This window comes from Actinomycetota bacterium (genome assembly GCA_030682655.1).
In the GTDB taxonomy this organism is placed as follows: domain Bacteria; phylum Actinomycetota; class Coriobacteriia; order Anaerosomatales; family JAUXNU01; genus JAUXNU01.
In genome coordinates, this window is sequence record JAUXNU010000028.1 from 1 (window position 1) to 20240 (window position 20240).

At 63.0% G+C, this 20240-nt stretch carries 35 protein-coding genes and 1 pseudogene; all 36 read left to right on the forward strand.

All coding sequences use genetic code 11. From position 1 onward, the window contains the following. The 36 genes and pseudogenes from tuf to truA all read left to right on the forward strand — a co-directional run bounded on the left by tuf (position 1) and on the right by truA (position 20195). On the forward strand, positions 1–1185 hold the full coding sequence (gene tuf, locus Q8K99_01380; protein MDP2181207.1) for an elongation factor Tu: 1185 nt from the start codon (positions 1–3) through the stop codon (positions 1183–1185). Positions 1186–1224: 39 nt separating this feature from the next. Next, the gene (gene rpsJ / locus Q8K99_01385; GenBank protein ID MDP2181208.1) at positions 1225–1533 is read left to right on the forward strand and encodes a 30S ribosomal protein S10; all 309 of its coding nucleotides are present in this window, start codon (positions 1225–1227) and stop codon (positions 1531–1533) included. Between the two features lie 117 nt (positions 1534–1650). Next, on the forward strand, positions 1651–2271 hold the full coding sequence (rplC, locus tag Q8K99_01390) for a 50S ribosomal protein L3 (GenBank protein MDP2181209.1): 621 nt from the start codon (positions 1651–1653) through the stop codon (positions 2269–2271). A gap of 51 nt (positions 2272–2322) precedes the next feature. Then, the gene (rplD, locus tag Q8K99_01395; protein MDP2181210.1) at positions 2323–2946 is read left to right on the forward strand and encodes a 50S ribosomal protein L4; all 624 of its coding nucleotides are present in this window, start codon (positions 2323–2325) and stop codon (positions 2944–2946) included. Next, positions 2946–3233 carry a 50S ribosomal protein L23 gene (gene rplW / locus Q8K99_01400; protein MDP2181211.1) on the forward strand — a complete coding sequence of 96 codons (288 nt, stop codon included), beginning with the start codon at positions 2946–2948 and terminating at the stop codon, positions 3231–3233. Before rplD ends, rplW begins: the two co-directional genes overlap by 1 nt. 139 nt (positions 3234–3372) lie before the next feature. Beyond that, complete coding sequence (rplB, locus tag Q8K99_01405) at positions 3373–4203, forward strand: 50S ribosomal protein L2 (protein ID MDP2181212.1); 831 nt, start codon at positions 3373–3375, stop codon at positions 4201–4203. Between the two features lie 26 nt (positions 4204–4229). Continuing rightward, positions 4230–4505 carry a 30S ribosomal protein S19 gene (gene rpsS / locus Q8K99_01410; GenBank protein MDP2181213.1) on the forward strand — a complete coding sequence of 92 codons (276 nt, stop codon included), beginning with the start codon at positions 4230–4232 and terminating at the stop codon, positions 4503–4505. A gap of 7 nt (positions 4506–4512) precedes the next feature. Continuing rightward, positions 4513–4854 (forward strand): 50S ribosomal protein L22, encoded by a 342-nt coding sequence (gene rplV / locus Q8K99_01415; protein ID MDP2181214.1) that lies wholly within the window; start codon positions 4513–4515, stop codon positions 4852–4854. A 4-nt stretch (positions 4855–4858) separates the two neighbouring features. Beyond that, the gene (rpsC, locus tag Q8K99_01420) at positions 4859–5563 is read left to right on the forward strand and encodes a 30S ribosomal protein S3 (GenBank protein MDP2181215.1); all 705 of its coding nucleotides are present in this window, start codon (positions 4859–4861) and stop codon (positions 5561–5563) included. Positions 5564–5565: 2 nt separating this feature from the next. Continuing rightward, positions 5566–5991 carry a 50S ribosomal protein L16 gene (gene rplP, locus Q8K99_01425; GenBank protein ID MDP2181216.1) on the forward strand — a complete coding sequence of 142 codons (426 nt, stop codon included), beginning with the start codon at positions 5566–5568 and terminating at the stop codon, positions 5989–5991. Further along, entirely contained in the window at positions 5992–6207 is a 216-nt protein-coding gene (rpmC, locus tag Q8K99_01430) for a 50S ribosomal protein L29 (protein ID MDP2181217.1), read from the forward strand. A 20-nt stretch (positions 6208–6227) separates the two neighbouring features. Then, entirely contained in the window at positions 6228–6488 is a 261-nt protein-coding gene (gene rpsQ, locus Q8K99_01435) for a 30S ribosomal protein S17 (protein ID MDP2181218.1), read from the forward strand. A 76-nt stretch (positions 6489–6564) separates the two neighbouring features. Further along, complete coding sequence (gene rplN, locus Q8K99_01440; protein MDP2181219.1) at positions 6565–6933, forward strand: 50S ribosomal protein L14; 369 nt, start codon at positions 6565–6567, stop codon at positions 6931–6933. A gap of 14 nt (positions 6934–6947) precedes the next feature. Then, positions 6948–7271 (forward strand): 50S ribosomal protein L24, encoded by a 324-nt coding sequence (rplX, locus tag Q8K99_01445; protein ID MDP2181220.1) that lies wholly within the window; start codon positions 6948–6950, stop codon positions 7269–7271. A gap of 61 nt (positions 7272–7332) precedes the next feature. Beyond that, on the forward strand, positions 7333–7890 hold the full coding sequence (gene rplE / locus Q8K99_01450; protein MDP2181221.1) for a 50S ribosomal protein L5: 558 nt from the start codon (positions 7333–7335) through the stop codon (positions 7888–7890). A 39-nt stretch (positions 7891–7929) separates the two neighbouring features. Beyond that, entirely contained in the window at positions 7930–8115 is a 186-nt protein-coding gene (locus Q8K99_01455) for a type Z 30S ribosomal protein S14 (protein MDP2181222.1), read from the forward strand. A gap of 99 nt (positions 8116–8214) precedes the next feature. Continuing rightward, positions 8215–8613: a 30S ribosomal protein S8 gene (rpsH, locus tag Q8K99_01460; protein MDP2181223.1), complete on the forward strand. Its 399-nt coding sequence runs from the start codon at positions 8215–8217 to the stop codon at positions 8611–8613. 34 nt (positions 8614–8647) lie between these two features. Next, a complete protein-coding gene (gene rplF / locus Q8K99_01465) occupies positions 8648–9184 on the forward strand; it encodes a 50S ribosomal protein L6 (GenBank protein MDP2181224.1) in 537 nt (178 codons plus the stop codon). 38 nt (positions 9185–9222) lie between these two features. After that, complete coding sequence (rplR, locus tag Q8K99_01470; GenBank protein ID MDP2181225.1) at positions 9223–9591, forward strand: 50S ribosomal protein L18; 369 nt, start codon at positions 9223–9225, stop codon at positions 9589–9591. 13 nt (positions 9592–9604) lie between these two features. Beyond that, a complete protein-coding gene (gene rpsE, locus Q8K99_01475) occupies positions 9605–10114 on the forward strand; it encodes a 30S ribosomal protein S5 (protein MDP2181226.1) in 510 nt (169 codons plus the stop codon). Between the two features lie 6 nt (positions 10115–10120). Beyond that, positions 10121–10303 carry a 50S ribosomal protein L30 gene (gene rpmD, locus Q8K99_01480; GenBank protein ID MDP2181227.1) on the forward strand — a complete coding sequence of 61 codons (183 nt, stop codon included), beginning with the start codon at positions 10121–10123 and terminating at the stop codon, positions 10301–10303. Positions 10304–10409: 106 nt separating this feature from the next. Beyond that, positions 10410–10856, forward strand: coding sequence for a 50S ribosomal protein L15 (rplO, locus tag Q8K99_01485; GenBank protein MDP2181228.1), 447 nt, complete (start codon positions 10410–10412; stop codon positions 10854–10856). Then, positions 10853–12100 (forward strand): preprotein translocase subunit SecY, encoded by a 1248-nt coding sequence (secY, locus tag Q8K99_01490; protein MDP2181229.1) that lies wholly within the window; start codon positions 10853–10855, stop codon positions 12098–12100. The genes rplO and secY overlap by 4 nt, the downstream gene beginning before the upstream one ends. Before the next feature lie 25 nt (positions 12101–12125). Continuing rightward, complete coding sequence (locus Q8K99_01495; protein MDP2181230.1) at positions 12126–12755, forward strand: adenylate kinase; 630 nt, start codon at positions 12126–12128, stop codon at positions 12753–12755. Between the two features lie 10 nt (positions 12756–12765). Beyond that, complete coding sequence (gene map, locus Q8K99_01500; protein ID MDP2181231.1) at positions 12766–13515, forward strand: type I methionyl aminopeptidase; 750 nt, start codon at positions 12766–12768, stop codon at positions 13513–13515. A gap of 85 nt (positions 13516–13600) precedes the next feature. Next, the gene (infA, locus tag Q8K99_01505) at positions 13601–13822 is read left to right on the forward strand and encodes a translation initiation factor IF-1 (GenBank protein ID MDP2181232.1); all 222 of its coding nucleotides are present in this window, start codon (positions 13601–13603) and stop codon (positions 13820–13822) included. A gap of 124 nt (positions 13823–13946) precedes the next feature. Further along, positions 13947–14060, forward strand: a complete 114-nt coding sequence (rpmJ, locus tag Q8K99_01510; GenBank protein ID MDP2181233.1) for a 50S ribosomal protein L36 — start codon at positions 13947–13949, stop codon at positions 14058–14060. A gap of 13 nt (positions 14061–14073) precedes the next feature. Beyond that, positions 14074–14448 (forward strand): 30S ribosomal protein S13, encoded by a 375-nt coding sequence (gene rpsM, locus Q8K99_01515; protein ID MDP2181234.1) that lies wholly within the window; start codon positions 14074–14076, stop codon positions 14446–14448. A gap of 3 nt (positions 14449–14451) precedes the next feature. After that, positions 14452–14853: a 30S ribosomal protein S11 gene (gene rpsK, locus Q8K99_01520; protein MDP2181235.1), complete on the forward strand. Its 402-nt coding sequence runs from the start codon at positions 14452–14454 to the stop codon at positions 14851–14853. 19 nt (positions 14854–14872) lie between these two features. Then, entirely contained in the window at positions 14873–15499 is a 627-nt protein-coding gene (gene rpsD / locus Q8K99_01525) for a 30S ribosomal protein S4 (protein ID MDP2181236.1), read from the forward strand. Between the two features lie 31 nt (positions 15500–15530). Beyond that, complete coding sequence (locus tag Q8K99_01530) at positions 15531–16469, forward strand: DNA-directed RNA polymerase subunit alpha (GenBank protein ID MDP2181237.1); 939 nt, start codon at positions 15531–15533, stop codon at positions 16467–16469. 16 nt (positions 16470–16485) lie between these two features. Continuing rightward, positions 16486–16833: pseudogene (rplQ, locus tag Q8K99_01535) on the forward strand (50S ribosomal protein L17). A gap of 127 nt (positions 16834–16960) precedes the next feature. Beyond that, positions 16961–17779 (forward strand): energy-coupling factor transporter ATPase, encoded by an 819-nt coding sequence (locus Q8K99_01540; protein MDP2181238.1) that lies wholly within the window; start codon positions 16961–16963, stop codon positions 17777–17779. Next, positions 17770–18612, forward strand: coding sequence for an ATP-binding cassette domain-containing protein (locus Q8K99_01545; protein MDP2181239.1), 843 nt, complete (start codon positions 17770–17772; stop codon positions 18610–18612). The genes Q8K99_01540 and Q8K99_01545 overlap by 10 nt, the downstream gene beginning before the upstream one ends. Further along, the gene (locus Q8K99_01550) at positions 18609–19406 is read left to right on the forward strand and encodes an energy-coupling factor transporter transmembrane component T (GenBank protein MDP2181240.1); all 798 of its coding nucleotides are present in this window, start codon (positions 18609–18611) and stop codon (positions 19404–19406) included. The genes Q8K99_01545 and Q8K99_01550 overlap by 4 nt, the downstream gene beginning before the upstream one ends. 9 nt (positions 19407–19415) lie before the next feature. Continuing rightward, complete coding sequence (gene truA / locus Q8K99_01555) at positions 19416–20195, forward strand: tRNA pseudouridine(38-40) synthase TruA (protein ID MDP2181241.1); 780 nt, start codon at positions 19416–19418, stop codon at positions 20193–20195. Positions 20196–20240 lie beyond the last annotated feature (45 nt).

Sequence of the window (20240 nt, forward strand, 5' to 3'; positions counted from 1 at the left end):
ATGGCGAAGAAGAAGTTCGAGCGCACCAAGCCGCACGTGAACGTCGGCACCATCGGTCACGTCGACCATGGCAAGACCACGCTGACCGCGGCGATCACCAAGACGCTTGCCGAGAAGGGCTGGGCGGACTTCACTCCGTTCGACCAGATCGACAAGGCTCCCGAGGAGCGCGAGCGCGGCATCACCATCGCCATCGCTCACGTCGAGTACGAGACCGAGGCGCGTCACTACGCCCACGTCGACTGCCCGGGACATGCGGACTACGTCAAGAACATGATCACGGGCGCGGCCCAGATGGACGGCGCCATCCTCGTGGTGTCTGCCGCCGACGGCCCCATGCCCCAGACCCGCGAGCACATCCTGCTCGCCCGTCAGGTCGGCGTGCCCCACATAGTCGTCTTCCTGAACAAGGTCGACATGGTGGACGACCCCGAGCTGCTCGAGCTCGTCGAGATGGAAGTCCGAGAGCTTCTCGACGAGTACGAGTTCCCCGGCGACGACACCCCGGTCATCAAGGGCTCGGCACTGAAGGCCCTCGAGGGCGACGAGGACGCCAAGGGCGCGATCTGGGAGCTCATGGCAGCGGTCGACACCTTCATCCCCGAGCCGGTCCGCGACATCGAGAAGCCGTTCCTCATGGCCATCGAGGACGTCTTCACCATCACCGGCCGCGGAACGGTGGCCACCGGCCGCGTCGAGCGTGGCGTGGTGAAGGTCGGCGAAGAGGTCGAGATCGTCGGTATCCACGACACCCACAAGACCGTCGTCACCGGCGTGGAGATGTTCCGCAAGCTGCTCGACCAGGCCCAGGCCGGCGACAACATCGGCGTTCTGCTGCGCGGCGTCTCGCGCACCGACATCGAGCGCGGCCAGGTGCTCTGCAAGCCCGGCTCCATCACTCCGCACACCGAGTTCATGGGCCAGGCATACGTGCTCACAAAGGAAGAGGGCGGCCGCCATACCCCGTTCTTCGACGGGTATCGTCCGCAGTTCTACTTCCGCACCACCGACGTGACCGGCGTGGCGCACCTGCCCGAGGGCACCGAGATGGTCATGCCCGGCGACAACGTCGAGCTTCGCGGCGAGCTTATCAACCCGATCGCGATGGAGGAGAGCCTGCGTTTCGCGATTCGCGAGGGCGGTCGCACCGTCGGCTCGGGTCGCGTGACAAAGATCTTGAAGTAACCGAGCCGAATCGTCTCGTTCTAGACGGAGGGTAGAGAGTTGGCGAACCAGAAGATCAGGATCCGCCTGAAGGGCTACGATCATGAGATCGTGGATCAGTCCACGAAGATGATCGTCGATACGGCCCAGAAGACGGGCGCGAAGGTCTCCGGTCCGATCCCGCTGCCTACGGAGCGCAATCTGTACTGCGTCATCCGTTCGCCGCATGTGAACAAGGACAGCCGGGAGCACTTCGAGATGAGGACGCACAAGCGCCTCATCGACATACTCGAGCCCACGCCCAAGACGGTCGATTCGCTCATGCGTCTCGATCTGCCGGCTGGCGTGGATATCGAGATCAAACTGTAGGAACTGACCGACGGCTAGCCGTCGGACTCAGTGGGAGCGGTCCGCTGGGAGCACGTCGTGCACGGGGTGCGACCGAGAGATGGCCCAAGACCGCATGTGGAAGTGGAGAAGCGCGAAATGATAAGCACCATACTCGGACGCAAGCTGGGCATGACCCAGGTCTGGAGCGAGGATGACAAGCTCATCCCTGTGACCGTCGTTGAAGCTGGCCCCTGCGTGATAAGCCAGGTCAAGACCGTCAAGCGAGACGGCTATTCGGCTGCCCAGATCGCCTTCGGCGACCTGAAGCCGGGCAAGGCCAACAAGCCCAGGGCCGGTCACTTCGCCAAGGCGGGCCTCGACCCCAAGGCTCACATCATCGAGGTTCGCCTCGGTGACGACGAGAAGGTCAAGGCGGGCGATACGGTGACGGTCGAGATGTTCGAGCCGGGCACCTCTGTGCACGTGAGCGGCACCTCAAAGGGCAAGGGTTTCGCCGGCGTGATGAAGCGTCACAATTTCAGCGGCGGTCCTGGCGGTCACGGCTCGCACTTCCACCGCGCGCCAGGGTCGGTCGGCCAGGCGTCGACTCCCTCCCGCATCTTCCGCGGCCAGAAAATGGCAGGACAGATGGGCAACGAGACGGTGACCGTGCGCAACCTAGAGGTCGTCAAGGTAGATCCGGAGCAGAATCTTCTGGTCATCAAGGGAGCCGTACCCGGTGCAAAGGGCGCGCTGCTCACCATCCGACTGGCGTAGGCCGGCGGACGCGATACGCATCCGGTACCGACTCTTCGGAGGAAAGAAAAGATGGCAACGATCGATATCAAGGACACGACTGGCAAGAAGGTGGGATCTGCCGACGTCGCTGACGGCGTCTTCGGCATCGAGCCCCGTCCCTTCGCCGTGCATCAGGTCGTCCGTAGCCAGATGGCCGCGCGCCGTTCTGGAACGCATGAGACCAAGACGCGTTCCGAGGTCCGGGGCGGCGGCGCCAAACCATGGCGGCAGAAAGGCACCGGACGGGCCCGCCAGGGAACGATCCGTGCCCCTCAGTGGAAGGGCGGCGGTGTCGTTTTCGGCCCGCACCTGCGCAGTTACGGATTCAAGGTGCCCAAGAAGGTCATCAAGCTCGCTATGCGCAGTGTGCTATCGGCCAAGAACGCCGAAGGCGTGCTCCACGTGGTGGACGAGTTCGGTTTCGACAAGCCGTCCACCAAGAAGGCCGCCGAGATTCTTGCGAATCTGGGAATCACCGGGCGCGTGACGATCGTCGTGGCCAATGACGATGCGAACACCGCCTTGTCCTTCCGCAACATCGCCAAGGCGCGCGTCATCACGGCGTCCGAGGCGAACACGTACGATCTGGTAGACAACACCGCCGTGCTCTTCTCGAGGCCGGCTCTGACATGGCTCGAGGGGGTATTGGCGTAATGAGTGATCCTCGCGATATCATCATCCGCCCGGTCGTCTCGGAGAAGTCCTACGAGCTGATCGGCGACAATCGGTACACGTTCGAGGTGGACAAGCGGGCGAGCAAGCCCCAGATCGCAGACGCGATCACGGAGATCTTTGGCGTGACGGTGACAAGTGTGAACACGATGAATGTCAACGGCAAGCCGCGTCGGCTCCGCTACAACAAGGGGCTAACGCGTTCGTGGAAGAAGGCGATCATCACCCTGAAAGCCGGGGACAAGATCGAGTTCTTCGACGCTAGGTAGCACCACGCACGGTACGTCCTGGTGCACATGCGGGCGCGAATGGAGCCGCCCGGCACCGTGGTAGTCCGGCGTTGGATTCGCCCGGCGGGGTATCCCGCCAGTCCCAGGCGAATTCGGCCATCGGACGGAAGGAGCAGGAATGGGACTCAAGAAGTACAAACCGACTAGCCCGGGTCGCCGGTTCCAGACGGTCTCGGACTTCTCCGAGATTACGAAGAGCGAGCCCGAGAAGTCGCTGCTCGAGCCGCTGTCCAAGAAGGGCGGCCGCAACAACAACGGGCGTATCACGACCCGCCACCAGGGTGGCGGGCACAAGAGGCGCTACCGGAAGATCGACTTCAAGCGCAACAAGGACGGCGTAGCTGCGAAGGTCGCCGCAATCGAATACGACCCGAACCGGTCGGCTCGGATTGCTCTGCTGCACTACGTGGATGGCGAGAAGCGCTACATCCTCGCTCCGCAGAAGCTGGGTGTCGGCGACATGGTGATGTCGGGGCCTGACTCCGACATCAAGCCCGGCAACGCGCTGCCGCTGTCCGACATCCCGACCGGTACCGTGGTGCATGCCATCGAGTTGCATCCGGGCAAGGGCGCTGCCATGGCGCGTTCGGCCGGCACTTCAGCGCAGCTGATGGCCAAGGAGGGCGGCTACGCGATTCTACGTATGCCCTCCTCGGAAATGCGCAAGGTTCTCGTGAAGTGCCGTGCCACCGTCGGTACCGTCGGTAATGCCGAGCATGAGGGCATCTCGATCGGCAAGGCCGGGCGTGCTCGCTGGATGGGCGTTCGCCCGACCGTCCGCGGTACGGCGATGAACCCGGTCGACCACCCGCATGGTGGGGGCGAGGGCAAGAACAAGACCGCCGGTCGTCACCCGGTGACTCCGTGGGGTGTCCCGACCAAGGGTCACCGTACGCGCAAGAAGAACAAGGCCTCCGACCGTCTGATCATCCGCCGCCGCAAGAAGTAGCGGCGAGTAAGGAGCTGGAGTTAGAGATGAGCAGAAGCCTGAAGAAGGGACCGTACGTCCAGCCGCGTCTCCTGGAGCGCATCCAGCGGCTGAACGAGGCCGGCGAGAAGCAGGTCGTCAAGACCTGGTCGCGCGCGTCGACCATCTTCCCGGAGATGGTGGGGCACACGATTGCCGTCCACGATGGTCGCAAGCACGTACCGGTCTATGTCACCGAGTCGATGGTCGGCCACAAGTTCGGCGAATTCGCGCCGACCCGCACGTTCCGTGGCCACGCGTCTGACAAGAAGAGCAAGAGGTAGAGGACACATGGAAGCCAGAGCAGTTGCACGCTACGAGCGGGTGAGCCCGCGCAAGGCGCGCCTCGTCGTCGATCTCATTCGTGGCAAGTCCGTCGAAGAGGCAACGGCTATCCTGCGGTTCACGCCGAGGGGTGCCGCCGAGGTCGTTGAGAAGGTGCTCAACAGCGCCGTCGCCAACGCCGAGAAGAATCTCCACGTCAAGTCGCAGGATCTCTTCGTCGCGACGACGTTCGTGGACGAGGGTCCGACCCTCAAACGCATCCGTCCGCGCGCCATGGGCCGTGCTTTCCGCATCAACAAGCGGACGAGCCACATAACCGTTGTCGTCAAGCAGCGAGAGGGGGCGTAAGCCTGTGGGTCAGAAAGTCTATCCTGTCGGGTTCCGGCTCGGTATCACCGAGAACTGGCGTTCGCGCTGGTACGCGGGCAAGACCTACAGCGAGACGCTCGCCGGGGATCTGGAGATTCGGAAGTACCTGGACAAGCGTCTCCGCCGCGCCGCCGTCTCGCGCGTTGAGATCGAACGCAAGGGCGACAAGGTGATAATCGAGCTGTGGACAGCGCGTCCGGGCATCGTCATCGGCAAGAAGGGCGCCGAGGTTGATGCGCTGCGCAAGGACCTCGAGAAGATGGCCGGCGGCGCAGTCGCCGTCAACATCGTAGAGATCAAGCGGCCCGAACTCGACGCTACTCTCGTGGCGCAGGGCGTGGCCGAGCAGCTTGTGGGTCGTGTTGCATTCCGTCGCGCCATGCGCAAGGCAGTCGCATCGGCGATGAAGAGCGGGGCCCTGGGAATCAGGATCCAGTGCTCCGGTCGCCTCGGCGGCGCGGAGATGGGTCGCCGCGAGTGGTACCGCGAGGGTCGCGTGCCGCTGCACACCCTGCGTGCGAAGATCGACTACGGAACCTCCGTGGCCCGTACGTCCATGGGTGCCGTCGGCGTGAAGGTCTGGATCTACCGTGGCGAGGTTCTGCCGGGCGAAGCCATCCCGACACCCGCCGACGATCGTGAGCGTCCGGCTCGCGGCCGTCGCAACGACGGTGGGAGGAGAGGGTAGAAATGCTGCTACCCAAGAGAGTCAAACACCGCAAGGTTCAGCGCGGGTCGAGGAAGGGTCAGGCCAAGGGCGGCACCCAGGTCCAGTTCGGCGAGTACGGGCTCAAGGCCCTTGAAGCCGCGTGGATCACCAACCGCCAGATCGAGGCGGCCCGTGTCGCGATGACCCGCTACATGAAGCGTGGAGGCAAGGTCTGGATCAACATCTTCCCGGACAAGCCCGTCACGCAGAAGCCGGCGGAGACCCGCATGGGTTCGGGCAAGGGCAACCCCGAGAAGTGGGTCGCCGTGGTCAAGCCTGGCCGTGTCATGTTCGAGCTGGCCGGTGTGTCCGAGGAAGTGGCCAAGGAGGCCATGCGTCTCGCGGCACACAAGTTGCCCATCAAGACCAAGTTCGTTTCGAGAGCAGACAGTGGCGGTGAGTCATAGATGAAGCCGACCGATATCACAGTGATGGAGGACGCGGACATCGTCCAGAAGATCAAGGACGCCCGCGCCGAGCTATTCAACCTACGGTTCCAGCTCGCTACGGGCCAGCTGGACAACCCATCGCGCATCAAGACCGTCAAGAGAGACATCGCCCGCCTGCACACGGAGATGCGGGCCCGTGAGCTCCGCGCCGCGCGCGAAGCCGCTGCGTCGTAGAGGACGGTGGAGAGGAACCCATGAGTAACGAGCGCAACAGCCGTAAGGTCCGTCAGGGTGTCGTGGTGTCCGCTGGAGGCGACAAGACCTGTGTCGTCAAGGTCGAGGACCGCAAGCGTCACCCGCTCTACGGCAAGATGATGACCCACAGCACGAAGTTCCACGCGCATGACGAGAACAATGAGTGCCAGGTCGGCGATTTGGTCACCATCATGGAGACCCGTCCGATCTCGAAGCTCAAGCGTTGGCGTCTCGTGGATGTCGTGAACAAGGCCAAGTAGCTAGCCGAGGAGCACACAGGACCTCTCGTGGAAGTAGCAGACCTCCACGACGTCCGAGGAAGGTACGGAGGACAGGATGATTCAGGCAGAATCCCGGCTCAAGGTAGCCGACAACTCAGGCGCTCGCCGGGTGCTGTGCATCAAGGTTCTTGGCGGCTCCAAGCGTCGCTATGCCCACGTGGGTGACACCATCGTGTGCACGGTCAAAGAGGCCATCCCCAACGGCGCCATCAAGAAGGGCGAAATCGTCCGGGCGGTTGTCGTACGCACGAAGAAGGAAATGCGCCGACCCGACGGCAGCTACATCAAGTTCGATGAGAACGCTGCCGTCATCATCGATAACCAGGGCAACCCGCGGGGTACGCGTATCTTCGGCCCGGTCGCGCGCGAGCTGCGTGACCGCAAGTACATGAAGATCGTCTCGCTCGCCCCCGAGGTTCTTTAGGAGGTATGGCGGAGATGAGCAAGTCGATGACAGTCCGTAAAGGCGACAAGGTGCGCGTCATCGCGGGCAAGGACAAGGGCAAGGAAAGCCGCGTTCTCCGGGTGTTGACGGAGAAGCAGCGCCTTGTTGTCGAGCACGTCAACATGATCAAGAAGCATCAGCGTCCCACGAGCAAGCAGCCCCAGGGCGGCATCCTCGAGCTCGAAGGCACGATTCACGTGTCAAACGTGATGCTTCTGTGCCCCAGCTGCTCCGAACCGACCCGGGTCGGCCGGAGACGTGAGGACGGATCCCGGGTTCGGGTCTGCAAGAAGTGCGGAAACGATATCGACAAGTAGTCGTGCCCCTGTGCGCGGAGTGCACGCGATGCCGGGTCGGTAATCCGGCGCAACGAACTCGATGGAGGTAGAATCGGTGGTACCAAGGTTCAAAGAGAAGTACCGAGAAGAGGTAGTCCAGGCGCTCATGGAGCGCTTCGGCTACGACAACGTGAACGAGGTTCCTCGCCTCGAGAAGATCGTTGTCAATATGGGAGTCGGTATTGCGGCGCAGGACGTCAAGCAACTTGACGCCGCGATGGAAGACCTCGCGATCATCACGGGGCAGAAGCCCATGATCACGAAGGCGAAGAAGTCCATCGCCGGCTTCAAGATTCGCCAGGGCATGCCGATCGGAGCCAAGGTGACACTCCGGGGGGCACGCATGTGGGAGTTCTTCGACCGCTTGCTGTCCACGGCCATCCCGCGCGTTCGCGACTTCCGGGGTCTCCCGGCCGACTCGTTTGACGGTCGCGGGAACTACTCGATGGGCGTCACCGAGCAGCTCATCTTCCCCGAGATCGACTACGACAAGGTCGATCGCATTCGGGGAATGGACATCACGTTCGTCACGTCAGCGAAGTCCGACGAGGAAGCGAAGGCATTGCTCGGCGCCTTCTCCTTCCCGTTCAAGCGATAGACCGGTCGGCGCATCCGCGCCGCGACAAGGAGGTAACCGGTGGCCAAGAAATCGATGATCGCCAAGGCGAAGCGCAAGCCGAAGTTCTCGGTGCGTGCGGTCAGCCGCTGCAACCGCTGCGGACGTCCGCGGGCGTTCTACCGCAAGTTCGGTCTGTGCCGGATTTGCGTGCGCGAGCTTGCAAGCCGCGGCGAGCTTCCCGGTGTGAAAAAGGCGAGCTGGTAGGCCCCAAGCCGAGGAAGGCCGATTGTGCAGGCGCTCCGGCCACGGGCTGGGGCGAACCACACGCTAGGCGTCATCCCGAATCATAGGAGGATATGCGACATGAGCATGACAGACCCCATCGCCGATATGCTCACGCGGGTACGCAATGCGAACTCTGCGTTCAAGCCGACGACGATGATGCCGTCTTCGAAGAAGCTGGTTGAGATCGCCCGGATCATGAAGCAAGAGGGCTACATAGTCGACTACGCGCTGACTCCCGGCGAGCCGCAGGACACGCTCAAGGTGGAGCTGAAGTATGGCCCCAAGAAGGAGCGGACCATCACCGGCATCAGGCGCATCAGCAAGCCGGGCCTGCGGGTGTACGCGAAGAAGGACGAGCTCCCCAGAGTCCTCGGTGGCCTGGGAATCGCGGTCATCTCCACTTCGAGCGGCGTGATGACCGACCGCGATGCACGCAAGGCGGGCGTCGGCGGCGAAGTCATCGCATACATCTGGTAACCGGACAGGACTGACAGGAAAGGAGCGGAACGCCGTGTCACGTATCGGCAAGCAGCCTATCCCGGTCCCGTCCGGGGTCGTGGTGGAGATCAAAGGCTCGACGGTCAGTGTGAAGGGCCCGAAGGGCGAGCTGACCCAGACGTTCAATGAAGATATGAAGATCGTGCTTGAGGACGGCTTCGTACGGGTGGAGCGTCCAAGCGATTCTCGGGGACACCGCTCGTTGCATGGTCTTACGCGCACACTCGTTGCCAACATGGTCACGGGTGTGTCGGATGGATTCCACAAGAATCTCGAGATCGTCGGTGTCGGCTATCGTGCCGCTCTCAAGGGCTCGGATCTCGAGATGCAGCTTGGGTTCAGCCATCCGGTACTCGTGAAGGCGGACCCGGGCATCACATTCGAAGTCCCAGCTCCGACGAGGATCACCGTCCGAGGAATCGACAAGCAGGCCGTCGGACAGGTCGCCGCGGAGATACGCGACTGGCGTCGTCCCGAGCCGTACAAGGGCAAGGGTGTCCGCTATGAGGGCGAGTACGTACGTCGCAAGCTGGGCAAGACAGCGAAGTAGGCCGCAAGACGGCTCACTGACACGAGGAGAGTAACGGTATGGAAAGACTCAAGGCGAAGGCGGCAGGTCTCGTACGCCGCCGCACGAGGGTCCGCGGCAAGATCAGCGGAACCGCGGAGCGCCCACGCCTCTGCGTGACGCGCACGAACGCCAACATCTATGCGCAGCTGATCGATGACAGGACCGGGAACACGATTCTCGGCTCGTCTTCGGTCGATCCCGAACTGCGTAGCGCACTTAAGTCCGGCAGCAACGTTGCTGCGGCGAAAGCGGTCGGGGAGTCTATCGGCCGTCGCGCACTGGATGCGGGCATCAACGAGGTCGTTTTCGACCGGAGCGGCCGTCTGTATCACGGTCGTGTACAGGCCCTGGCCGACGGCGCCCGCAGCGCCGGACTGAAGTTCTAGGGAGGATTCACGTATGGCGCGCAGAGAAGCACCGGTTTCGGAGTTGCAGGAGAAGGTCGTCTATATCAATCGCGTGGCGAAGGTCGTCAAGGGCGGTAGACGTTTCGCGCTGACGGCGCTCGTTGTCGTTGGAGATGGCGCAGGTCGCGTCGGTGTCGGAATGGGCAAGTCCCAGGAAGTGCCGATTGCGATCAAGAAGGGCATCGAGGACGCGAAGAAGAACATGTTCGTTGTCCCGATCAAGGACGGGACGATTCCGCACGCCGTCCTTGGCCATTTCGGCGCAGGGAAGGTGCTGCTCAAGCCGGCCTCGCCGGGTACGGGTATCATCGCCGGCGGCCCGGTTCGCGCACTGCTGGATCTCGCAGGTGTTCGTGACGTGCTTTCGAAGTCCCTCGGAACCGACAACGCCCTCAACATGTTGAAGGCGGCGGCCGAGGGCCTGAAGTCCCTCTCCAGCGCCGAAGATGTCGCGCGGAAGCGCGGCATGACCGTGGGCCAGATCTATGGTTGGGAGGAGTAAGGCCACATGGCAGGCAAGCTCAAGATTACCCAGGTCAAGAGCGTTATCGGTACGCCGTCCGATCAGAGGCGAACGGTTCGTGCCCTTGGTCTCAAGCGAATCAGCGATACTGTCGTGCAGGATGATACGCCCGTGATTCGCGGCATGGTCTTCAAAGTGAAGCACCTCGTAGAGGTCGAGGAGCTCTAGAACTTCCCTCGGAGAACACGAGGGAAGACAACGAAGTCAGCCGGCGGCGAGCGGCCGGCAGCGACGGGAAGCAATCCGTCGGCTCGCGCAGACAAGGAGATACGACATGCAGCTGCACGACCTGTTTCCGGCTCCCGGGAGCCGCAAGCCCCGCAAGCGAGTCGGTCGCGGCAACGGTTCCGGGCACGGCAGTACCGCCGGTCGCGGTGACAAGGGTCAGCTTTCCCGGTCAGGTGGCGGCAAGGGTCCCGGCTTCGAGGGTGGGCAGAACCCGCTGCACATGCGGATGCCCAAGCTTCGCGGCTTCAAGAACCGCTTCCGCACCGAGTACGCGATCGTGAACGTCTCCCGGCTCGAGGAGAAGTTCGACAAGGGCGACGTCGTGGATGTGGATGCGATGTTCGAGAAGGGCCTGATCAAGTCCAAAGTGGCCCCTGTGAAGATTCTCGGCGACGGTGAGATCACCAAGTCGCTTGCGGTCAAGGTCGACAGGATCTCAGGTCCGGCCCGGGCCAAGATCGAGGCAGCCGGAGGGACGGTCGATTCGCTGTGATCGAGGCACTTGCGAATGCGTTTCGGGTACCCGAACTCAGGCGTCGCATACTCTTCACGCTTCTGATCATCGGTGTGTACCGCCTGGGGGCACACATTCCGGTTCCCGGCGTTGACGTTGCCGCTATCCAGGGCATTATCGAGGGTACGGCCTCGCTGGACCTCCTCAACCTGTTCTCTGGAGGTGGTCTCGAGCGGTTCGCCGTATTCTCGCTTGGAATCATGCCCTACATCACTGCAACGATCATCATGCAGCTCCTTCAGGGCGTGATACCCAAGATCGAGCAGTGGTACAAGGAGGGCGAGTCGGGACAGCGCAAAATCACGCAGGCTTCGCGCTACCTGACGCTCGGCATCGCCCTGCTCGAGTCGATCGGTCTGCTCACGGTGTTCCGCTCGACCATTGGTGGCTCAGGGTTCAACCTGGTCACAAACGCGGTCATCGTCATCACCCTCATTGCGGGCACGGCGCTCATCATGTGGATGGGAGAGCTGATCACCCAGCGTGGCATCGGCAACGGGATGTCGCTGCTCATCTTTGCGAGCATCGTGGCGCGCTTCCCGGTTGCGATCTACCAGTCTCTGCGCCTGGGTAACTTCGGAATGGTCATCGCAATGATGCTCATCTTCGTGTTCGTTATCGCAGCGATCATCTACATGGAGCGCGGCCAGCGTAGGATCCCTGTCCAGTACGCCAAGCGGGTTGTCGGACGCAAGGTGTACGGCGGTTCGGGCACGTACATCCCCCTGAAGGTCAACGGCGCCGGCGTCATCCCTATCATCTTCGCGTCCGCGCTCCTGTTCTTCCCGGCTCAACTCGCGCAGCTCACGAACAATGTGACGATAGGGCGCATCGGGACAGCGATGTCGAGCGGATGGGTCTACTACGTGTTCTTCGGTGGGCTGGTCGTGTTCTTCACGTACTTCTACACGGCCCTGGTGTTCAACCCGATAGACCTGGCTGACAACCTGCGCAAGAACGGTGGATTCATTCCCGGAGTGCGCCCCGGCAAGGCGACGGTGAACTACATCGAGTCCGTCATGAATCGCATCACGTTGCCGGGCGCGGTCTTCATCGCCCTCATCGCCATAGCGCCGACGATGCTCTTCCGCGTCACGGGGGTCACGATCCTCGAGACGTTCGGGGGTACGTCGATACTCATCATGGTCGGCGTGGCGCTCGAGACGATGACTCAGCTGGAAAGCCAGCTGAAGATGCGTCACTACGACGGGTTCTTCAAGTAGCGCACGGCCTACCGAGGAGGGGACTATGAACACCGCCCTGTTGGGTGCCCCGGGAGCGGGCAAGGGTACGCAGGCGGCCATGATGATCGACATGTGGAGTCTAGTCCACATCTCGACAGGCGATATCCTGCGCAAGGCGGTGGCCGACGGTACGTCGCTGGGTCTTGAAGCCAAGCGCTACATGGATTCGGGCGAGCTTGTCCCTGACTCCGTCGTGATAGGTCTTGTAAAGTCCCGAATCACCGAACCTGACGCCCAGAAGGGTTTCATACTCGATGGCTTCCCCCGCACGGTCGCACAGGCAGAGGCTCTCGATGTGGCGCTCGCTGAGCTAGGTATGGCCCTCGACGCGGTCGTGAGCATCGACGTCGACCGCGACGTGATCGTGGCGCGTCTGACCTCACGGAGGACCTGTCGTGCTTGCGGCCGTATCACGAACGCCGATGAGGGCGACACGTGCGAGGCGTGTGGCGGGGAGCTGTATCAGCGCGATGACGATACCGAAGCAACAGTCCGCAACCGGCTCTCGGTCTACGACACGTCGACCTCCCCGCTAGTTGCCTACTATGCGGGCAAAGGCCTTCTGCGCGAGATCGACGGCGACCGTCGGGTCGATGCGGTGTTCGCGGACATCGTAGCGACCCTCGGCAAGTAGTCGCACCCACGTGATCATCACCAAGTCCGCCGAAGAGATCTCCATCATGCGAGAGGCCGGCCGGGTAACTGCCCGGACGCTGCGCATGGTAGGCGAGGCAGTGCGACCCGGAGCCACCACAGCGGATCTCGATGAGTTGGCCGAGGAGGTTATTCGCTCGGCGGGCGCCCGTCCCGCATTCAAGGGCTATCACGGGTTCCCGGCGACGATATGTGCCTCCCTGAACTGTGAGGTCGTCCACGGAATCCCTACGAAGCACCGCCGCCTCAAGGAGGGCGACATTCTCTCGGTAGATGTGGGCGCGATCGTCGATGGATACTACGGCGACAGCGCCATGACGTTTTCCGTCGGAGAGGTCGCCGCAGAAACGCGGCGTTTGCTCGAGGTGACGCAGCGCTGTCTTGAGGCGGGTATCGCCCGGTGTCACCCCGACATGCGTCTCTATGACATCTCCAACGCAGTCCAGAACGTGGCCGAGTCGGCTGGCTTCTCGGTTGTGCGCGAGTATGTGGGGCACGGGATCGGGCAGGCGATGCATGAGGACCCGCAGATTCCGAACTTCGGGCCGGCCGGGAAGGGACCGACCCTCGTCGAGGGCATGGTGTTCGCGATCGAGCCAATGATCAACGCAGGTGGAGCGGATGTGCGATCACTCGATGACGGGTGGACGGTGGTCACGTCAGACGGGACTCCCTCCGCGCATTTCGAGCACACTGTCGTGGTAGGGCGGGACGGTCCCGTCATTCTGACCCTCGAATGAAGTGCATATTACCTGGACGGACGGTATGTGTATGGGTATACTACTCATTTGCGGCTTGAGGCCCTTGAAGAGGAGTTACTAGTCTGTGAGTAAGCGTGAGGACGCTATAGAGATGGAAGGCACGGTGTCCGAACCGTTGCCGAATGCGATGTTTCGCGTGGAGTTGGAAAACGGCCACAAGGTTCTCGCCCACATCTCCGGCAAGATGCGCATGCACTACATCCGCATTCTGCCAGGCGACAAAGTCGTCGTAGAGCTTTCACCGTACGATCTGTCGAGGGGTCGCATCACGTACCGGTACAAGTAAGCGCGTCTCTGTGAAGGATGCGGTGGACACGCCCGGTGGCGTGTCGGCAGTCTCTTTGGAAGTCGAAAGAATACGCCTGCGGCTGGGTGTGAAGATAGATAGTGAAGCACCGAAAGGAAGAACGATGAAGGTACGACCTTCAGTCAAGAGAATGTGTGACAAGTGCAAGGTTATCCGCCGTCATGGGCGTGTCCTTGTGATCTGCGACAACCCCCGCCATAAGCAGCGGCAGGGTTAGGTAGGAGGAGCTCGTGGCCCGTATATCAGGCGTCGACCTCCCGCGCGACAAGCGCGTAGAGATCGGCTTGACCTACATCTACGGCATCGGTCTGACGACCAGTCAGACCATCCTGCGTGATACCGGTATCGATCCGGACACGCGTGTTCGCAATCTCACCGAGGAGGAAGTCGTCCGCCTCCGTGAAGTCATCGATCGCGGCCTCAAGGTCGAAGGTGACCTTCGTCGTGAGGTGAGCCAGAACATCAAGCGTCTGATGGAAATCGGCTGCTACCGTGGCCTTCGCCACCGCCGCGGCCTTCCGGTTCGTGGCCAGCGCACGCACACCAATGCGCGTACGCGTAAGGGGCCGCGTCGTCAGATCGGCGCGAAGAAGAAGGGCAAGTAAGGTATGCCAGCCAAGAAGAAGACAGCGAAGACGCGCGTACGCCGCAGCGAGCGCAAGAACATCGCCGTGGGTGCCGCTCATATCAAGAGCACGTTCAACAACACGATCATCACCATCACCGATCCTCAGGGCAACGTGATCTCCTGGCAATCGGCCGGTACCGTGGGCTTCAAGGGCTCGCGCAAGTCGACGCCGTTCGCCGCGCAGATGGCCGCCGAGGCCTGCGCGAAGATGGCCCAGGAGCATGGCGTCCGCAAGGTGGCTGTGTTCGTGAAGGGTCCCGGCTCCGGCCGAGAGACCGCAATCCGCTCGCTCCAGGCCGCTGGCCTGGAGATCTCGAGCATCCAGGATTGCACCCCCGTCCCGCACAACGGTTGCCGGCCGCGCAAGCGCCGTCGCGTGTAACTCCGGAAGGAACCTGATCATGGCACGTTATACCGGGGCGGACTGCCGAATGTGCCGCCGCGAAGGAATCAAGCTGTTTCTGAAGGGCGATCGCTGCTACAGCGATAAGTGCGGCGTCGAGCGCCGCCCGTATCCGCCGGGTCAAGCCGGCAAGCGTCGTCCGCGTGACAGCGAGTATCGCGTTCAGCTTCGCGAGAAGCAGAAGACCAAGAGGATATATGGTCTGCTCGAGAAGCAGTTCCGCAACTACTACGAGCTTGCCAATCGCCAGTCGGGCATCACAGGTGTGAACCTCCTGCGCCTGCTTGAGAGCCGTCTGGATAATGTCGTTTACCGATTCGGTTTTGCGAAGTCGCGCGACGAGGCCCGTCAGGTCGTCCGTCACGGTCACATCGCCGTGAACGGTCGCAAGGTGGACATCCCCTCCTATCGCGTACGCCCGGGCGACAGTGTCACCGTCGGCGACAAGTCCAAGGACCTGCTCGTCATAAAGACAGCCCTCATCTCTTCGGAGAAGATCGAGGTTCCGGGATGGCTCGAGGTAGATATCGAGAAGCTGGCCGGCAAAGTGCTGTCCCTGCCCGAGCGCGACCAGATCGACGCTCCCGTCCGTGAGCAGCTCATCGTCGAGCTGTACTCGAAGTAGGACGCTCGGATAAGCCAAGGAGGCTTGCTGAATGACAGAGTTCATGAGACCGCAGGTAACCGTCGAGCCGGTCGACGAGCGCGTTGCGCGCTACATCGTCGAGCCGCTTGAGCGCGGCTTCGGGTACACGCTCGGAAACTGCATGCGCAGGGTTCTGCTGTCTTCGCTGCAGGGTGCGGCCGCGACATCGGTTCGGGTCGAGGGCGCGCATCACGAGTTCACCTCCATGGAGGGCGTACGCGAGGATCTCACCGATGTTGTCCTCAACATCAAAGGCCTTGTGTTCCGCGAAACCGGAATCGGCAACGCGGATGCAGTCGCGACGTTGTCCGCCAGTGGTGCCGGCGAGGCGAAGGGTGCCGACCTCAAGGTCCCGGCCGAGTTCGAGCTGGTCAACCCCGAGCACGTGATTGCCACGCTGAACAGGGGCGCCAAGCTTGAGATGGGTATCCGCATCGAAGTAGGCCGTGGATATGTCTCGGCCGATCGCAACAAACGTTCCGAGGATCCCATCGGGGTCATTACGGTCGACTCGCTGTTCAGCCCGGTGATTCGCTGCGCCTACGTCGTGGAGAACACGCGTGTCGGTCAGCGGACGGACTACGACAAGCTGATTCTGGAAGTCGAGACCAATGGCGCCATCGATCCGGGCGACGCCGTCGCGCGGGCCGGTCGAATCATCGACGAGCACATGGCCCTCTTTGTCGAGCAGGCGTCTTCCAGCTTGCCCGACGACGGGATCTTCGCGGCAGTGGTCGATGAGAGTGAGAGCGTTCTAGACACATCGATCGACGACCTCGACCTGTCGGTGCGGTCGTACAACTGCTTGAAGCGTCAGGGAATCAACACGGTCGGGCAGCTGACCGAGTGCAGTGAAGCCGACCTGCTCAACATCAGGAACTTCGGCGCCAAGTCCATCGAAGAAGTGAAGGACAAGCTCCAGCAAATGGGCTTGGGCCTCAAGTCATAGTAGGAGAGCGGCAACAATGAGACATCTCAAGAAGGGGCGCAAGCTGGGTTCCGACGCTAGCCATCGCAAAGCGATGCTGCGCAGCCTCGCGATCGCCCTGTTCACGAATGAGCGCATCAAGACGACCGAGCCGCGGGCCAAAGAGGTTCGCTCGCTGGTCGACCGCATCATCACGTGGGGCAAGCGAGGGGACGTCCACTCCCGCCGCCTTGCGATGGGTGAGCTCGGTGATAAGGAGCTCACCCACAAGATCTTCGCCGACATCGCTCCGCGGTTCGAGGACCGCGCGGGTGGCTACACCAGGATTCTGAAGCTTGGTCCCCGTAAGGGCGACGCGGCGCCGATGGTCATCCTGGAGCTGGTGGAGTAGCCGCGGCGCGGGCAGCGGCTCGCTCGCATGCACAAAGACGTCCGGAGGGCCTCGCATCGACTGCGGGGCTCTCTCCGTCTATCGACGAGAGCGGGGGCGGTCCGGCTACGGGCCCGGTACCATGATTCGTTTCGATGAAGTCACATATGCCTATCCCGGTGAGCCGAGCGGCCGACCGGCGGTCTGCGGCGTGACTCTCGAGGTGGCACGCGGCGAGCTGGTCACCGTCCTTGGCCCAAACGGGTCAGGGAAGTCGACCATCGCGCGGCTGACGAACGGACTTCTCGCTCCCGGTACCGGCGAAGTGACGGTGGACGGTATCGACACCTGCGACCGGGCGACCGCGTGGGAGATCCGGAGTCGGGTGGGACTCGTGTTCCAGAATCCCGACAACCAGATTGTCGGCACGGTGGTCGAAGAGGATGTGGCCTTCGGGCCCGAGAACCTGGGGGTTGCGCGAGGCGAGTTGCGTGCACGGGTCGACCGGGCGCTTGAGACCGTCGGACTATCGGGACTGGAGAGGCGAGAGCCACATCTGCTGTCGGGCGGCCAGAAGCAGCGTCTCGCCATCGCCGGAGCACTGGCGATGGAACCGGCCTATCTGGTGCTCGATGAGCCGACTGCCATGCTCGACCCTCGCGGTCGCTCCGATGTGTTGCAGCTGATCGACGAGCTCCGCCACGCCGGACGCGGAATCATGCACATCACCCATCATCTTGCGGACATGGTGCGCGCCGACCGCGTCATCGTGATGGGCGAAGGGGCTGTCGCGTGGACAGGCACGCCGGGCGACCTCCTTGGCGATAGGGGTCTCGTTGACGCGCTCCACCTTCGTCTTCCTGCCGCTGCCCGGCTTGCGGAAGCGTTTCGCGAACTCGGGGTCTCTGTGCCCGCAGAGGCTATCGACGCCGGGAGTCTGGTGGAGGCGCTGTGGCCCTGATCCTCGACAACGTCAGCTTCGCGTACGGCGAGGGCACACAGTTCGCGACGCCAGCGGTGCGACGCGTGGGCCTCTCGGTCGGCCGAGGAGAACTCACGCTGGTGCTCGGGCCCACCGGGTCGGGCAAGTCGACGCTCCTTCGGCTTGCGGCCGGCCTGCTTCGACCGACTGGCGGGCTGGTCACGCTTGACGGACAAGCGGTCAAGGGCGTGGTGGCGGGGGAGCGTGAGGGAGTCGGGCTCTTGTTTCAGTCGCCTGAGACCCAGCTGTTCGCCGAGACCGTCGTCCAGGACGTGGAGTTCGGCCCCGTGAACCAGGGCAGGAGGCCACAGGACGCCAGGGAGGACGCCGTATGGGCACTCGAGAGCGTCGGCCTCGATCCGGAATCGTTCGGCGACAGATCGCCGTTCACGCTGTCGGGTGGAGAAGCGCGCCGCGCAGCACTCGCGGGCGTTCTCGCGTCCCGGCCGGGCTACTTGTTGCTTGACGAGCCCACGGCAGGACTCGATGCGGACGGCCGTGCTGCGGTAGTCGAACTCATCATCGGGCTGAAGGAGCACGCAGGCATCGCCGTCGTGACCCATGATGCCGAGGAGTTCCTTCCCCATTGCGACCGGGTGCTCGTGCTGACCGGAGGGGCACGAGTGTTCGAGGGCTCGCCCGAAGAGCTCCTGGTCGACGTTGGCGTGCTCGAGGAGGCTGGGCTGTTCGTTCCCGATGTGTTGCGTATCCAGCTTGAGGCAGTGAGGCGTGGAGCGGTGCTCGAGCGCTTCGAGCTCGACCCGGATCGTGCCGCGACAGCGCTCGTGCGGGCGGGGGTGGGTCGCACTTGAGACCGCCGGTTCCATTCGGGCAGTACGTCCCGATCGACTCCCCCGTCCACCGGCTTGAAGCGCGAGCCAAGATGGGGCTTGTGGGCGCGTTCACGGCGCTGCTCTTCGCGGCCGAAGGCTTCGCGGGACTCGCTCTCGCGGCGGCCGTCGTAGGCGCGACGATCGGCGTGTCCCGGGTACCTTGGCGTCTCGCGATGCGGGGACTGCGGGCGATAGCCTTCATCCTCGGCTTCACGCTGCTTGCGCACGCCCTGCGGTGGAATCCCGCCACGGCTTCGCTCGTCCGCCTCGGGCCGCTGGCGATCGACGGGGCCGGTCTGCTGACCGGAGCGTTCTTCTCGCTCAGGATCGTCTTGCTGGTCATGGGGACATCCCTGCTCACCCTCACAACATCTCCCGTGCAGCTCACGGACGGTATCGAGCGCCTGATGAAACCACTCGCGCTCGCGGGTGTTCCCGTTGGGGATCTCGCGATGATGTTGACGGTGGCGCTACGCTTCATACCGACGACGGCCGAGGAGGCGGAGAAGATCATCCTGGCGCAGGCGTCCCGGGGTGCACGCTTCGATCGTGGCGGGCCGGTCGCCCGTGCGCGTGCGTACGTGCCTGTGCTTGTGCCTCTCTTCGTGAACCTCTTCCGGCGTGCGGACGAGCTGGCAACGGCCATGGAGACCCGATGCTATCGTGGAGGAAGCGGTCGGACCCGGTTGCACGAGAGCCGGATGAGAGCTGTCGATTGGCTCGTGCTCGCGCTCGGTGTGGCCGTGATGACTGTCGGTGCCGTGCTGCTCTAGGGAGGGACCGTGGGGGGCAAGACGATCGCTATCACAGTGTCCTACGACGGTGCCCGCTTCGCCGGCTTCGCCCGGCAGCCCGGCCTCGATACGGTGCAGGGACGTATCGAGACCGCGTTGCGCACGGTTCTGCGCTGCGACATCGAGATTGTCGGTGCCGGGCGGACCGACGCCGGCGTGCATGCCTTGGGCCAGGTCGTGAGTTTCGATGTGCCATCGGATCACGAGGTAGACACGCACGCGTTGGCTCGTTCGCTGAACGCCTTGGCCGGACCAGATGTCGTCGTGCGCGAGGTTCGCGAGGCAGATCCCGGGTTTTCCGCCCGCTTCGATGCAGTGTCTCGTGAGTATCGCTACCGTATTGTGCCCGGTCCCGTGCCCCCGCTCTTTCTGCGGGACCTCGCCTGGTGGCCGAAGGTGCCCCTCGAGCTTCGTGCGATGCGGCGGGCGGCCGACGCGCTGGTGGGCGAGCACGACTTCCGATCCTTCTGCGCTACCGAGAGCGCCGAAGGCAAGCGCACCGTGCGCCACGTCGAGCTTGTCGAAGTACTACCCGCCGAGGAGCTTGGCGAGCACTGCGTTGTCGTCCGTGTAGTAGGCAACGCGTTCCTGCACTCAATGGTTCGGGTGATGGTGGGCACGCTGGTCGAGGTTGGCGCCGGCCGCAGTGAGGAGGGGTGGGTAGCCGAAGTGCTCTCGGCGCGAGACCGCGTTGCCGCCGGTCCGACCGCCCCCGCTCACGGTTTGACGCTTTGGCACGTGGACTATCCTGATGAGGTCTGGCTGTAGTCGGAGTGAGTCGTAGCCGTTTCTTTGGCTGGGTGGATACGCCCG